The sequence below is a fragment of the Microcoleus sp. Pol1C5 genome, assembly GCF_036701115.1.
GTDB lineage: Bacteria > Cyanobacteriota > Cyanobacteriia > Cyanobacteriales > Microcoleaceae > Microcoleus.
Genome location: NZ_JAUBQE010000004.1, coordinates 83,812 through 98,045, shown reverse-complemented (window position 1 = coordinate 98,045; position 14,234 = coordinate 83,812). Strand labels below are relative to the sequence as shown.

The following is a 14,234-nucleotide window of genomic DNA, read 5'->3' as shown; positions in this document are numbered from 1 at the left end:
GAATTGGGAATGACTGATTTCCTAATGATTGTGATCTTGCATACACATTCTTGGAGGCAGAACCTAATTATGTAGGGTCGCACTGCACACATTACCCCTTACTCATATAAATCTCGCATCAAACCACTTTTTTCATCAGTCCTGATACAGTTGCATTCTTGGTTTGTTAAAAGATTAGGTAAAAAACTCGATCGCTATTTTGTGTCTGGTGGGATTCTGGGAATTTAATCTATTGTATATAAAATGACCGATCGCGCGATCGAACTTTCGCCACAAAAATAGCCGACTTTGCCTTCGGGCTGTAAGCAGGTACAATTGCCAGTTATATTAACTGTATTGTCTCAAAGTAGAAATGATAAAGGTACGAGCATGGCATCCATCCGCGAGTTGCACCGACAACTGGTCAATAAAGAACGCTCTGCTGTGGAAATTACTCAAGAAGCATTAGACCGAATTACCCAGGTAGAGCCGAAGTTGAAAAGCTTTCTGTGCGTGACGGCAGACAGCGCATTGGCGCAGGCCCATAAAGTGGATGCCCAAATCGCAGCCGGAGAGCAAATTGGCCTGTTGGCCGGCATCCCGATCGCCGTTAAAGATAATATGTGTACCGAGGGCGTTCCCACAACCTGCGCCTCTCGAATTTTGGAGAATTTTGTTCCTCCCTACGATGCCACTGTCGTCTCCAAACTCCAAGCAGCCGGTGCGGTGATTGTGGGTAAGGCGAATATGGACGAGTTTGCAATGGGGAGCTCGACAGAAACTTCTGCCTATCAAGTTACCGCGAATCCTTGGGACTTGGAGCGCGTGCCGGGAGGGTCTTCTGGCGGTTCTGCCGCAGCGGTAGCCGCCGAAGAATGTGTCGTGAGTTTGGGTTCGGATACAGGCGGCTCAATCCGCCAACCTGCTGCTTTTTGCGGTTTGGTGGGGCTGAAACCGACTTATGGATTGGTTTCTCGCTACGGTTTGGTCGCCTATGCTTCTTCTCTCGATCAAATCGGGCCCTTTGGCCGGACTGTTGAGGATGCGGCGATTTTGTTGGGGGCGATCGCGGGTTACGATCCGAGAGATTCCACGAGTCTGAATGTTCCAATTCCTGACTATGCCCAAGCTTTGAGACCCAGTTTGCGACCGAAGGGTCAGATTAGAATTGGTGTAATTAAAGAAACTTTTGGTGTAGGGCTGGACTCGGGGGTTAAAGAAGCCGTTACTAAGGCGATCGAACAATTTCAACAATTGGGAGCAGAAATTCAAGTAATTTCTTGTCCCCGGTTCCGCTACGGTTTGCCCACTTACTATATCATTGCTCCCTCGGAAGCTTCGGCGAATTTGGCGCGATATGATGGAGTCAAGTACGGTTTCCGGTCTCCAGACCCCGATAATCTTTTGGATATGTATGCCAAAACTCGCTCTCAAGGGTTCGGTGCAGAAGTTAAACGCCGGATTGCGATCGGCACTTACGTACTCTCGGCTGGATATTACGATGCCTATTATCTAAAAGCTCAAAAAGTTCGGACTTTGATTAAAGAAGACTTTGAAAAAGCTTTTTCTCAAGTTGATGTTTTAGTCTGTCCCACTGCTCCTACTACCGCATTTAAAGCAGGCGAAAAATTCAATGACCCCCTGAGTATGTATTTGTCAGATTTGATGACTATTCCCGTGAATCTTGCTGGTTTGCCAGCTTTGAGTTTGCCCTGCGGATTTGATGATAAAGGACTGCCCGTGGGTATACAACTGATTGGTAATGTTTTGCAAGAATCTCGGTTGTTTCAAGTAGCTCACGCTTACGAACAGTCTACGAATTGGCACTTACACCACCCGGAATTGGATTAATTTTTGAAAATCGGCGGAATGCTGCGGCGGAAGTTAGTAATCGATCTTGGCTAATTGTCTGAATTAATCATTTGCCATTAGCTTTTGAGCGATCTCTAATTTCCCGCGTGCTCTATCTATGAACAAGTTGCTAGTATTCCTTTTGTCTAAATCGCTAATAGCTTTTGGGATAGTTTTGGCCGTTGCTTATTCTGCTGCTTGTGTATTCCTATTTGTAGCACAAGGTAAGTTTATCTTTTTTCCCGCGCGGGCGATCGAAACTACGCCAGATGATTTTCAGTTGAAATATCAAGATGTCTGGTTGCCAATTCCAACTAAAACAGGCGCGGTGAACAGCGTGCACGGGTGGTGGATTCCTGCCTCGGGAAATCCCCCCAGCCCCCCCTTAGCAAGGGGTGGAGCAAGAAAGGGGGAGTCATTTCTGGCTACCCCCCAAAGTGACAAACGGGCCATCGCTACGGTTCCCGCCCTTAACAAGGGATTAGGGGGGGTAGTTTTGTACCTGCACGGCAATGCTTCAAATGTGGGAGCAAATGTCGAACACGCTTATCGATTTCATCGATTAGGTTTGTCGGTATTTGTGATGGATTATCGTGGTTATGGAAAAAGCCAGGGCGATTTTCCGAGTGAATCTCAGGTTTATGAGGATGCTCAACTTGCTTGGGATTATTTGGTGAAACAGCGGGGGATTAACCCGAATCAAATTTATCTCTACGGTCATTCTTTGGGAGGCGCGATCGCGATCGATCTAGCCGTGCGTCACCCGGAGGCGGCTGGGTTAATCGTAGAAGGCTCTTTTACTTCGACGCGGGCGATGGTTAATTTCCAAAAAGGGCTGTTTTGGATGTTTCCGATAGATTTGTTGCTGACACAGCGGTTTGATTCTCTTTCAAAAGTCGATCGCCTGCAAATGCCCGTGCTTTTTATTCACGGGACTGCTGACAATGTAGTTCCAGTCGAAATGAGCAAAAAAATGTTTGAGGCAGCACCTGAGCCCAAACAGTTGTACATAGTTCCTGATGGAGGTCACACTAATGTGGCCCATATCGGGGGTGCAGAATATCTGCAAATACTGAGCCAATTTTTAGGTTCTTCACAGTAGATAAAAGCTATTGGCGGTAACAGGCTTAGTTTAATATCTGTACCGCCTGCTCGTACTTCTAACAGTACATACCTGAAGCGGAGCAATTATGGCGATGATACCGTTTAGTAAAACCTTAATACATTCAGCCACCAGTCATTCAAGGCATAGCAGTAATTGCAGTAATTGTTCGTGCTTATCGCTTGTTCTTTCTTAACTTCGCAGCCTCGCCGAGATATTTTTCTGTTGGGCATCCGGGCCCCGCAGAGATTGGCATCTGTGAGATTAGCTTTGTTCAATCTCGCATCCCTCAAGTCAGCAGATCTAAGGTCTGCACCGCTGAGATTTGCACCGCTTAAATCGGCTTCTTGGAGGTCTGCACCGCTGAGATTTGCACCGCTTAAATCGGCATTTCTCAGGTCGGTTCTACTTAGTTTAGCCGCGCTCAAATTACTGCATTTTAAGTTAGCCAACTGGAGCGATGCGTCTCGCAGAAAACTCTCGCTGAGGTTAGCATTTTCTAAGTTAGCTCCCCTGATGTCGGCCCTGCTCATGTCGGCTTTGCTGAGGTCGGCGTCAGCCAAAAAGGCGTTTCTCATGTTGGCGTTGTTTAAATTAGCTTCCATTAAGTCAGCCGCAGTCAAGTCGGCATCAACTAAGTCGGCCCTGCTGAGAGTGGCGCGGCTCAAGGAAGCCCCAAACAAATCTGCACGGCTCAAGGAAGCGCCAAATAAGTCGCATCCGGGACATCCTCTGGTTTCTAGCAGCCGCTTGACTAGAGACAGATTTTGAGCTTGCAAGGGAAGTGCGGCGCAAAATGGGAGTAGCATTATAGCTGCAGTCAGAATTTTCAGTTTGATTTTGGTCATAGTCTGGGTAAGTCCTGTAACTGCCTTTCATCACCGATTTGTCTGCTGGACTTACGTGCGGGGGACCAAAAACCCGGTTTCCTCGTTAGTTCCTCGCTGCCAAACCCAATATTCTAAGCAGAAACAGGGTTGTTTGCGTAAGTCCTAGTCTAGTGGATGGACGTGAATCGACGGTGTAAGGTTCGATCGCGCTCGCGGATATTACTTAGGCGTTGGGGATGAAAGCCAGCACATCAAGGCTCCCTTGCAGCGAGCGGCGAACTGCAGGATTCCCTCAATACCAGGGATTCGCGAGCTTGCAACGGCTGCGACAAGTGGCAGACTCGGACAACGGATAAGTATTTGTAAGCGATGCAGTTGGATTTTGCTGCCGAGGGCGATCGTTCTCCGTACAGGCGATAGGTAAATAAGCCAATTGGCTTAGACTCTTAAGACATATTGCTGATGCGCTGCCTTCTATAAAGAAGATAGCATTTTTGTATGATCCCCGAAATAATACCGAGCAAGCAAGTATAAAAAAAATACCAAATGTCTCGGCGGGTGGGAAAATTGGGTATAGCTAATACTTTCAGACGAGGAAAATAGATGTCGAACAGCATAGATCAACTTGCAGAAGGCGGCAGGGGGATCAAACTCATGTGGCAGATTGCAGACGAGATCAGTTACACCCGGACTCTCGACAATCGGAATTGTTTGTCGCTGAGCAAAACTTACGAAGTAGAAAATCGCAATCGCTCCCAAAATATAAAAAAAGCTAGCATTTTAGATGGGTTAATGAATTTATTAAACACCTGGGATTGGCAGACTGAAAAACAGCAGGAAGAAGAGCTGAATGAAACTTGTATTCAACATATTAGCCTGCAAGTCAACACAGATGTCAATGCTTTAACCCAAGTTTTGTTGTGGTTTGAACAGTTGAAAGATATATCGCTCCCCAATGAAGTTTGGTGGAACTTGCAGTTGGCGTTGGCTGAAGGTTTCACTAATGCAGTTCGCCACGCTCACAAAAATCTGCCAGTAGAAACTCCTGTTCAACTGGAAATTAAGGTGTTCAACGGACGGTTGGAACTCAAAGTTTGGGATTGCGGCCCGTGTTTTGATTTTGATGCTAAGCTGAAGGAAATTCTGGCAGCAGATAGAAATAACGACTTGGATTTAGAGGTTGTGAACGATGCTTGCTTGATGCCTAGCAGACAGAAAAGTTTGGCACAGTCTCTATTTCTAATTGCTGGGTAGCTTTGCAGTGAGGGACAAATAACAGACTGGCACGGTGAAAAATGTGTTATGCTAAAAACGGTGTTAGGGGAAAAGTTACGGGTTTTGTCTGCGCGTGGGCGAGGGTTTTTGAATAACGCCGACCTGCTGCAGCTTGGGTTAAGAGCTATGGTCTTGGGTGATTCTATAGCGGTTTTATAGAAACGGGTGCATCTGTCTAATTAAATATTAAAAACTCAACATTAAAAGTTAAAAATTATTCACACTAATTTTTGATATTTTAATTTATCATAGTATCTGGTCGCTCACCAATTACTAATGATTTCCAAAGAAACTTTATTTGTTCTGTCTCTATTTCCATACTTGGGATTTCTCTGGTTTTTGACTCGATCGGGAAAAACACCCCGTTTAGCTCTGATGGGATTTTACGGCACTCTCGTTTTTGTGGCTGTGACGATTCCCGCCGCAATTTACGCAAAAGTTGCCTACAACGAATCCTTAGCAAATGTCGATTGGCTGCACGGTTCTGCGGAACTATTCTTAACACTTGCCAATATTTTATTAGTCTTAGGCTTTAGAGAAGCAGTGATTAAAGCCAAAGCATCCTCACAGAAGGGCGGCGAGGAGCAAGAGTGTCTTTTAGACGGGGGAGAATAGCCGGGATCGTCTCAGCTTTGTCTTTACTCTCCGCATAAATGCTCCACAATAGCCGTAGTTAACAGTTAACTGTTGACATATCAGTTTGTGAGCCGCCAACCTGCAAAATTTTAGGAAAGCATTAGAATATATGGAAACTCACATCAAGCACTTCTAGTGTCCTCACCTTGGTTTCTTGCCACGGGCTCAACCTGAGAGCCGAGATTTTGGGTTTAGAAAGCGAGTTTCTCAGGTATTATCGAGAATGGTGCTCTGGGCGTGAGTGGAAACAGACTACCATGTTGCTAAGTTTAGCTGTGGTGGGAATCTCCAGGCCGGAAAAAAGATGAGCTATTGCCTCAATCCCCATTGCCAAAAGCCGCAGAATGCTGACTCAACCAATTTTTGTCTGGCGTGCGGCTCTAAATTGCTACTGAAAGAGCGTTACCGCGCCATTCAACCTATCGGTGAAGGAACATTTGGCAGAACTTTTTTAGCTGTCGATGAAGATAGGTTGAAAACTCCCTGCGCCATCAAACAATTTTTCCCTCAAGTTCAAGAAAAAGCTGAATTAGAAAAGGCAACTGCACTGTTCAAACAAGAAGCTCATCGATTGCACGAACTCGGAGAACACCCGCAGATTCCAAGTTTGCTGGCTTCTTTTGAACAAGCTAAACGTCTGTATCTTGTGGAAGAGTTAATCGAGGGAAATAATTTGTTTCAGGAGTTGCAGCAGCAGGGAGCTTTTAGCGAGGAACAGATTTGGGAATTGTTGATCAATTTGTTGCCTGTTTTGCAATTTGTTCACGAGCAGCAGGTGATTCATCGGGATATTAAGCCGGAAAATATTGTGCGGAGAACTCCCCAAACCTTGTGGGCAGCAGCGGGATATAGCACCTCAAATCCGGGTAAAGGAAAAGGACGGGCAAATTTACCTCAATCTTCTGCTGGTATGAAAGGGCTAATTGTCGCTGAATCTCCTGCTGTACAGGGGAAGGCCAGGGGGGGTCAGTTTGTGTTAGTAGATTTTGGAGTTGCTAAGCACATTACCGGCCTTTCTGAGGCGCAAACAGGGACGATAACTGGAACTGCAGGCTATGCGCCCATCGAACAAATTCGCAGCGGCAAGGCGTATCCGGCGAGCGACCTTTACAGTTTGGGCGTTACCTGCATTCACCTGCTAACTGGGGCGGTATTGAAGGATTTGTTCGATGCTTTGGAATGCAAATGGATTTGGCGATCGCACTTGGCGCAAAAAGGCATAAAAGTCAGCCAAAAATTAGCAACTATTTTGAATAAATTGCTCAAAGATTCAGTACGAGAGCGATATCAATCCGCTGCTGAAGTATTGCAAGACTTGGTAAATATTGGGCAATATCCCCGCTCTCAAATCTGTTATAATTCGCCCGCCAAAATCGCTATTAATTCGCCAGTAACTAACTCGCAGCCAAATACAGCAACCGCCGTCTCTGCCGCGCCGCCCCAGAAGATTCATGTTGTACCATCCGCTGGCAATCCGAGATTATTGTCGTCTAATAACTGGCGGTGCGAGCGCATTCTCCAAGGCCATTCAGCCCCGGTTAATGCTGTGGTTATTAATCCTCAAGGCAATATTCTCGCTAGCGCCAGCGACGATAAAACAATTAAGCTGTGGAACCTGCAAACAGGTGAATTCATCCATACTTTTTTCGGTCATTCCGCAACGGTTGATGCTGTGGCAATCAGCCCAGACGGGAGAATGCTGGTTAGTGGCAGTTTTGACAGAAAAGTCATTGAGTGGAAGCTGGATAAAAAGGCGATGATTCGCGAATTTTACAGCGATTTTGGTTCGCCATACAGTCATCGCTACGGCTCCGTGTACTCGGTGGCTTTTAGTTGCGACTCTGGAGCGATTGCGAGTGCTAGCGGCGACCAGAGTATTAAGTTGTGGAACCAGCGCAACGGAGAATTGGTTCAAAAACTTTCGGGACATTCTGATAAGGTTTTATCTGTTAGTTTTCGCCCTCAAAGTATGATGCTTGCCAGCGGCAGTGCTGACACAACTATAAAGATGTGGCTTGTAGGTATTGGGGAGAGTGTACGGACTTTTGTCGGTCATTCAGATTGGGTTTATGCGATCGCATTTAGTCAAGATGGAAAGATGATTGTCAGTGGAAGTGCCGACGCTACTGTTAAATTGTGGAATGCCGATACAGGGGAATTGATTAATACTTTGAGGGGGCATTCTGATGCGGTGATTTCGGTGGCGATTAGTCCAGATCGCGAAACTATGGCTAGCGGCAGCCGAGACGGTACGGTTAAACTCTGGAACCTGGAAACAGGAGAATGTTTGTGCAGTCTGGCTGGGTGCAATCCGGTGGCTTTTAGTCCTGACGGTCAAACTTTAGTCACCGGTGGGGATGGCGGCGAAGTGTTAATTTGGCGCGCGTCTGTTTAGTTGGGCGAGATAAGTGACATACTTGTGAAGGCGATCGGTGTTAGTGTCAAGTAAGCGACTGGCCCAAGAATGTACATTAAGTTGCGATCGCATTTCTCGAAACACCGCAGCATCCCCGCGATTGTTGAGAGGAAACACCCAAGCATCAAATCCAGCCGACTTGAGACGGCTAACAGTTCCCTCGCCATCTTGCACCCACAATTGACGGTTAATGCGAAGGGGTTGACAGGAATATTCACCGACAACAATTCCGCCGACAGAAACGCTAGCACCTTCTCCACGATTGGAAAGTTCTTGCAAAATAGCTTTGAGGGAATTGAGTTTTTTGCCGTCTTGTACTTGCTGCGGTGTCAGCTTGACAATCACCATTTCTAAAACTTCGACAGGTTTTGTCGATCGTACAACGTTGACTGGTTCCGCCGCCCAAGAATTTTGTGTTTCCGGTTGCGCAGACCAAGAGTTTGGTGTTTCCGGTTCCGTCGCCCAAGAGTTTGGTGTCTGCAGTTGAACCCTCTCGATTTCCTCTGCAACCTCTACTGTTTCAACCGGCTTTGCAGTGTCTACAATTATCTGAATTTCCTCGCCATCTTTCTCAATTTTTCCACTAATCTGTAAGATAGCATTCTCTACAATGTAAGGCTTTACTTGTTCGTAAGCCTTGGGGAACACAACAGCTTTTATTTGATGTGTCAAATCTTCTAATTGCAAAATTGCCATCGCATCGCCTTTTTTTGTCACTACCATTTTGATAGCGCTGAGCATGACAATAACTGATACTTTCCCCTTTTTATCTGCTAACTGTTCGAGAGTCACCACATCGGGGTCTTCGTTTACTTGCATGAGAAACTTTAGGGGATGTTCTGATACATAAAAGCCAAGCAGTTCTTTTTCTAAACGCAATTTCTCCTGTTTTTCATAATCTGGTACCAATTTAGATTTTGGCGCCGACTCATAGGTATTGACCGACTTCCCGAAGCTATTGGCACCTAACAAGTCAAAAAGATTACCTTGACCGCTTTCTCGGTCTCTTTTGCGCTCTTGCGCCCATTTAATAACCCCTTCGAGATCGTGTACTAATTGATTGCGGTTGGGTTCAATTTTATCAAAAGCACCGCATTGAATTAATGCTTCTAAAGCGCGGCGGTTGACTGAATGGAGATTTACGCGATCGCACAAATCAGCCAGCGATTTAAACTTACCGCCTTCTTGCCTCGCCGCTAAAATATTTTCAATCGCCGCTTCTCCCACATTTTTCACCGCAGAAATTCCAAACAAAATTTTATCCTTTGCAGCTCCAGTCATCAGTTTGGGCAGCGGTGTAAAAGTAAGTTCCGAGCTATTAACATCTGGCGGCTCAACCTCAATACCCAGCTTGAGACAATTGGCAATATATTTCTGTACTTTATCCTGATCGCCCCTGTTAGCAGTCAGAAGTGCAGCCATGTATTCTAGAGGATAATTCGCCTTTAAATATGCCGTCTGATACGTGATATACGCATAGGCCATTGAATGGGATTTATTAAAACAGTATTCCGCAAATTGCAGCATCTGCGCGAACAGTTTATCAGCAATTCTTTGACTGACTCCATTCTTAGTTGCCCCGTCGATAAACGTTTCTTTTTGCTTCTGCATTTCATCAGCTTTCTTCTTGCCCATTGCGCGCCGCAGCAAGTCAGCTTGACCCAAAGAATAGCCCGCCAAATCTTGAGCCATCCGCATAATTTGCTCTTGAAAGCAAAGCGTTCCGTAAGTCTCTTTTAAAATCGGTTCTAATAGCGGATGATCGTACTCAACTGTTTTACCGTGCTTGCAGTCAATAAACTGAGGAATCAAACCTGCATCCAGCGGCCCAGGTCGGTAAAGTGCCAAAATAGAAGAAATATCATCCAGACAGGAAGGTTTGAGTTTTTTCACTACATCCAGCATTCCAGAGGATTCTAACTGAAAAATACCTTCTAAATCTCCCCTTTCTAAAAGTCTATAAGTTTTATCTACATCATCAGGTAACTTTTTGATTCTGCCAAAAGTCTCTTGAGCTCTGCGCTCTATATCAGAAGGTAGCATTTCGGGATCGACAATTAGATTTTGGGTTTGCTTAATGTAATCAACTGTTTTCTGAAGCGTTGTTAAATTTTTTAATCCCAAAAAGTCCATTTTCAGCAGCCCCAAAAATTCCAAATCTTCCATGAAATATTGGGTAATTACAGCACCCTCATTATTTTTTTGCAGCGGTACAAGTTCATCCAACGGTTCTGAAGAAATTACCACACCTGCCGCGTGAACCCCATAGGTTTTGTTGGTTCCTTCAATACGAATTGCCATGTCAATCCACTGACGAACTGGGACTTCAGTACCAGTTTCTGCATTTATGCAAATTGTATTTTCATAGTTGTCTTTAAATTCCTGTGCAGGTGTGTCATCGGAAATCATCACTTTAAGTTTTTCCGGTTTTCCCCTGGACACGGGAATTAATTTTGCCATTTCGTCGGCTTTTTTGTAGGGAATACCTAACACCCTCCCAACATCTTTCAATACAGCTTTTGATGTCATTCTGTTGAAAGTAATAATTTGCGCTACGCGGTCGCTACCATATTTTTCAGTAACGTATTTAATCATGTCGTCTCGCCTTTCTATGCAGAAATCGCTATCAATATCTGGCATGGATTTGCGTTCTGGATTGAGAAATCGCTCGAATAGTAATCCGTGGTGTACGGGGTCTATATTGGTGATTTTGAGGACGTAGGCAACTAGAGAACCTGCGGCAGAACCGCGTCCTGGCCCTACTGGAATATCATTGTCTCTAGCATATTTTATGTAGTCCCAAACTACTAAAAAGTATTCCGAAAAGCCCATCTGCTGAAGCATTTTCAGTTCGTATTCTAGTCTTTGTTTGTAGACGGGGGGGATTTCATTTCTGGTGCGGGCTTTGAGGCGTTCTAAGAGTCCCAGCCAGGATATTTCTTCTACATAAGTATCGGCTGTATGTTCTGGGGGAATTGGAATTGTGGGAATTCGAGCTTCTCCTGTGAGCTCGTATCTCGATACTTTATTTGCGACCTCTAGGGTATTTTCGATCGCCTCTTTGATTGTTTCATCATCCAAATGATCTCGAAACAGTTGCGCCATCTCGTCTGCAGACTTAAGATACTCAGTGCCGCTGTAGCGCATCCGCTTGTCTTCTTCAATCAGTTTGTTGGTGTTAATGCACAGCAAAGCATCGTGTGCTTCTACGTCGTTGCAGGAAATATAGTGAGAATCATTGGTGGCAATTATTTTAATCTTGAGTTCACGGGCAATTTTGACGATTTCAACATTAACAATCCGGTCTTCCGGGGAACCGTGGTCTTGAATTTCTATATAGTAATCTTCCCCAAATACTTCTTTATACCAGGTGGCTACTTCACGGGCAGCATCTAGCTTGTTTTGCAGAATCATTTGGGGAACTTCGCCGCCCAAACAAGCACTGGTAACAATTAAACCTTCGGAGTATTGTTTTAGCAGTTCCTTGTTAATGCAAGGTCGGGCAAAAATACCTCTTTCAGGCATTCCCTTTAAATGGGAAATTGTGGTTAGCTTAACGAGGTTTTTATAACCTTGGGTATTTTTAGCTAAAACAACTTGATGGTATTTTCTTCTACCTCGAACTTTGACTTCAATGTCGCCGTTGACGACATACATTTCATTGCCAATAATCGGCTTAATATTTTTATTTCGGCAAACTTTGATTAGCTCGATCGCGCCGTACATCACCCCGTGGTCTGTAAGGGCGATCGCGGGCATACCCAATTCCACCGCCCGTTCTGCGAGCTGCTGTAGCTGAGACGCCCCATCTAGTAAGCTATAATCGCTGTGAATGTGCAAACCAACGAAGGACATAGGGATTTAAAATATAAGATTTGAGAATTTAGATTCTACACCATTGGCGTGTCAAAGCGTAAAATAAAAAACAAAGCTTTATATCGCTCTTGATCTGGTTTGTGCTGGGGCTTCTCGAAGTGCAAAAGATGAGGTTGTCGCGGTATTGATGATCGAATGGGTGAATTATTCTCGCTCGCAATCAAACTTTTACAAATTTGCTTGTTTCAAATAACCTTCCAAATCTTTAATCCGTTCTTGCGTCACTCTTGCTCTGCAATAACCGTAGGTAGAAGCAGCCAAACTACCACCTTCAAACTGCCCTTTTGCATAATCACAATTTTCATCTCGAAATTTTATCCAAGTACGCTGTGCCGCAGTCAATCTCTGCTTTTGTCTACTGCTGATTTTTGCTTGCAGTTGCTTATAGACTTGATTGAGCTTTTTGTCTGCAGCCTCAAACTCTTGACTGGAACAGACATTCATCTCTAGCGTGGTTTGAGGATTTTTGCAGTTAGGCTGTTGGGCGACTTGTACGGGAATGTTACTGGCTTTGCTGGGGAGCAAAAATCCGGCTGTCAACAACAGCAAACTTGCGACAAATTTTACCCAAACAGTGCTATTTTTCACTTCGTTTCTCCTTTTTTTAATCTTTAATTTTCTCTGCTGGCTGAGCCGATCGCCAAATCCACCAAGCCGCCGCCCACAGAGTAAAATTGCCGATGAGAGTCATCGCCGCTTGCAGGGTAACGATCCATTCTAGGGCGGGAGAGTTGTCAAAATAGTGCCATGTACAGGCACACATAGCGCTGACGAGAGCGGGCAGCATTCCGGCGGAAAGGGCCCACCAAGCTCGGTTTTGAGTGACTTCGCCGTAAGTCCAAATTAACCAGATGGCGGCAATCCACTCGACGACGCTAGATATGTGAATAATCCAGGTGGGAATTGACAAAGCGTGCATTTTTTGTATTGTGAACGAAGATGAAAGATTTATCGATAACGAAGATGAAAGATTTATCGATCGGGACTTACGCCACTGTCATATAAAGTATGATGCGTCATACAATTTTAGATTAGCGAGTTGAGATTTTATTAGATTTGCGATTTGAGCTGACTGATGACGTAAAGCCTTGAAGCTTGATGACAGTAGCATTTTTTTGGTAGTAGCATCAAATTTCAAATCTCAAATATCAAAAAAATCTAAAATCTAAAATCTAAAATCTAAAATCGTTAGATTCCCCATTACAAACAAAGAAAAGAGTAGAAATGCGAGCAATTTTGTGCGGCTATTACGGTAAAGGCAACGGCGGCGACGAGGCGCTGTTGGCATCGCTACTGCAAATGTTACCAGATGGCGTGACGCCGATCGTCCTGTCTGGCAATCCTGTCGAGACAAATCAGCGGTACGGGGTAGCTGCGCGCGATCGCATGAATGCGTTCCAAGTTCTCGAAGCACTCCGCACATCCGATGCGCTAATTTGGGGCGGCGGTAGTTTAATCCAAGACGCTACTAGCATTGCGAGCCCTTTCTATTATGGGGGTTTGATGGGATTAGCGCAGCGGATGGGCTTAAAAACAGTTGCTTGGGCCCAGGGAATTGGGCCTTTGAAGCGCGAAATGACTCGCAAGTTATCTCAGCGCTGTTTTGCTGGATGCACCGCCGTCAGCGTGAGGGATAAAGGTTCAGCTACTTTACTTGCAGATTGGCAAATTCCCTTTACTTTAGCGCCCGATCCCGTGTGGGCTTTGGAGAATTCTCCCGTGTCTGGTTTGTGGGATTTGCCAGCACCCAGAGTAGCTGTTTGTTTGCGTTCTCATTCTACACTAACTCCAGCGCGTTTGTCAATTTTAACTCAAGCTTTAGTTGACTTTCAAAAAGCAACTCGCACCTTAATTTTGCTGCTGCCTTTTCAAGCATCTCACGACTTAGAAATTGCGAAACATTTGCACGAAGCCCTGCCGAAAAGGAGCCGCATCCTCAGTTTAGACGACCCGAGAAAATTGAAAGGAGTGTTCCGGGGAGTCGAAATGGCGATCGGGATGCGCTACCACAGTTTAATTATGGCAGCATCCGAAGAATGCCGCTGTTTTGCCCTCAGCTACGACCCGAAAGTCAGTCAATTGATGGACGAGTTAGAAATGCCGGGATACTTATTATCAGAATTGCCAGAAGATCCTTATTTAATCAGCAAAACCTGGATCGAACACTATGCCAACGGCGACGCCTTATCGCCAGACAGGATAAAATTTATAGTAGGGCGATCGCTCTTTCACCGAGAAGTATTGCAAACCGCACTCCAGCAGTCTTAGT

General features: G+C 45.2%; 10 protein-coding genes. 6 read left to right on the top strand and 4 right to left on the bottom strand.

What is annotated here, in order from left to right:
- The first annotated feature begins 369 nt into the window (after nt 1–369).
- Nucleotides 370–1,830, top strand: a complete 1,461-nt coding sequence (gatA, locus tag QUA23_RS03580) for an Asp-tRNA(Asn)/Glu-tRNA(Gln) amidotransferase subunit GatA (RefSeq protein WP_333073263.1) — start codon at nt 370–372, stop codon at nt 1,828–1,830.
- Between the two features lie 118 nt (nt 1,831–1,948).
- The gene (locus tag QUA23_RS03575) at nt 1,949–2,932 is read left to right on the top strand and encodes an alpha/beta fold hydrolase (RefSeq protein WP_333073260.1); all 984 of its coding nucleotides are present in this window, start codon (nt 1,949–1,951) and stop codon (nt 2,930–2,932) included.
- A gap of 104 nt (nt 2,933–3,036) precedes the next feature.
- Here the strand turns inward: QUA23_RS03575 and QUA23_RS03570 are convergent, their stop codons facing one another.
- Complete coding sequence (locus tag QUA23_RS03570; protein ID WP_333073257.1) at nt 3,037–3,780, bottom strand: pentapeptide repeat-containing protein; 744 nt, start codon at nt 3,778–3,780, stop codon at nt 3,037–3,039.
- A gap of 585 nt (nt 3,781–4,365) precedes the next feature.
- Here QUA23_RS03570 and QUA23_RS03565 point away from each other — a divergent pair.
- The 3 genes from QUA23_RS03565 to QUA23_RS03555 all read left to right on the top strand — a co-directional run bounded on the left by QUA23_RS03565 (nt 4,366) and on the right by QUA23_RS03555 (nt 8,068).
- Nucleotides 4,366–5,016, top strand: coding sequence for an ATP-binding protein (locus tag QUA23_RS03565; RefSeq protein ID WP_333073254.1), 651 nt, complete (start codon nt 4,366–4,368; stop codon nt 5,014–5,016).
- A 297-nt stretch (nt 5,017–5,313) separates the two neighbouring features.
- Nucleotides 5,314–5,652 carry a DUF3593 domain-containing protein gene (locus QUA23_RS03560; RefSeq protein WP_333073253.1) on the top strand — a complete coding sequence of 113 codons (339 nt, stop codon included), beginning with the start codon at nt 5,314–5,316 and terminating at the stop codon, nt 5,650–5,652.
- 325 nt (nt 5,653–5,977) lie between these two features.
- Nucleotides 5,978–8,068 carry a serine/threonine-protein kinase gene (locus tag QUA23_RS03555; protein WP_333073252.1) on the top strand — a complete coding sequence of 697 codons (2,091 nt, stop codon included), beginning with the start codon at nt 5,978–5,980 and terminating at the stop codon, nt 8,066–8,068.
- Here the strand turns inward: QUA23_RS03555 and QUA23_RS03550 are convergent.
- From QUA23_RS03550 to QUA23_RS03540, 3 genes are all read right to left on the bottom strand, one after another.
- The gene (locus QUA23_RS03550) at nt 8,045–11,944 is read right to left on the bottom strand and encodes a DNA polymerase III subunit alpha (RefSeq protein WP_333073251.1); all 3,900 of its coding nucleotides are present in this window, start codon (nt 11,942–11,944) and stop codon (nt 8,045–8,047) included. The two genes, QUA23_RS03555 and QUA23_RS03550, sit on opposite strands and share 24 nt — an antisense overlap.
- A gap of 189 nt (nt 11,945–12,133) precedes the next feature.
- Nucleotides 12,134–12,553 (bottom strand): lysozyme inhibitor LprI family protein, encoded by a 420-nt coding sequence (locus tag QUA23_RS03545; protein WP_333073249.1) that lies wholly within the window; start codon nt 12,551–12,553, stop codon nt 12,134–12,136.
- 16 nt (nt 12,554–12,569) lie between these two features.
- Complete coding sequence (locus QUA23_RS03540) at nt 12,570–12,884, bottom strand: DUF2499 domain-containing protein (RefSeq protein ID WP_172186134.1); 315 nt, start codon at nt 12,882–12,884, stop codon at nt 12,570–12,572.
- A gap of 305 nt (nt 12,885–13,189) precedes the next feature.
- On the opposite strand from QUA23_RS03540, the gene csaB reads away from it, so the two are divergent.
- Nucleotides 13,190–14,233 carry a polysaccharide pyruvyl transferase CsaB gene (gene csaB, locus QUA23_RS03535; protein ID WP_333073245.1) on the top strand — a complete coding sequence of 348 codons (1,044 nt, stop codon included), beginning with the start codon at nt 13,190–13,192 and terminating at the stop codon, nt 14,231–14,233.
- The last annotated feature ends 1 nt before the right edge of the window (nt 14,234 follow it).

Coding starts and splice junctions, on each gene's coding strand:
- QUA23_RS03560 (WP_333073253.1), top strand. CDS start 5,314: ATGATTTCCAAAGAAACTTTATTTGTTCTGTCTCTATTTCCATACTTG.
- QUA23_RS03570 (WP_333073257.1), bottom strand. CDS start 3,780: ATGACCAAAATCAAACTGAAAATTCTGACTGCAGCTATAATGCTACTC.
- csaB (WP_333073245.1), top strand. CDS start 13,190: ATGCGAGCAATTTTGTGCGGCTATTACGGTAAAGGCAACGGCGGCGAC.
- QUA23_RS03550 (WP_333073251.1), bottom strand. CDS start 11,944: ATGTCCTTCGTTGGTTTGCACATTCACAGCGATTATAGCTTACTAGAT.
- QUA23_RS03575 (WP_333073260.1), top strand. CDS start 1,949: ATGAACAAGTTGCTAGTATTCCTTTTGTCTAAATCGCTAATAGCTTTT.
- QUA23_RS03540 (WP_172186134.1), bottom strand. CDS start 12,884: ATGCACGCTTTGTCAATTCCCACCTGGATTATTCACATATCTAGCGTC.
- QUA23_RS03555 (WP_333073252.1), top strand. CDS start 5,978: ATGAGCTATTGCCTCAATCCCCATTGCCAAAAGCCGCAGAATGCTGAC.
- gatA (WP_333073263.1), top strand. CDS start 370: ATGGCATCCATCCGCGAGTTGCACCGACAACTGGTCAATAAAGAACGC.
- QUA23_RS03565 (WP_333073254.1), top strand. CDS start 4,366: ATGTCGAACAGCATAGATCAACTTGCAGAAGGCGGCAGGGGGATCAAA.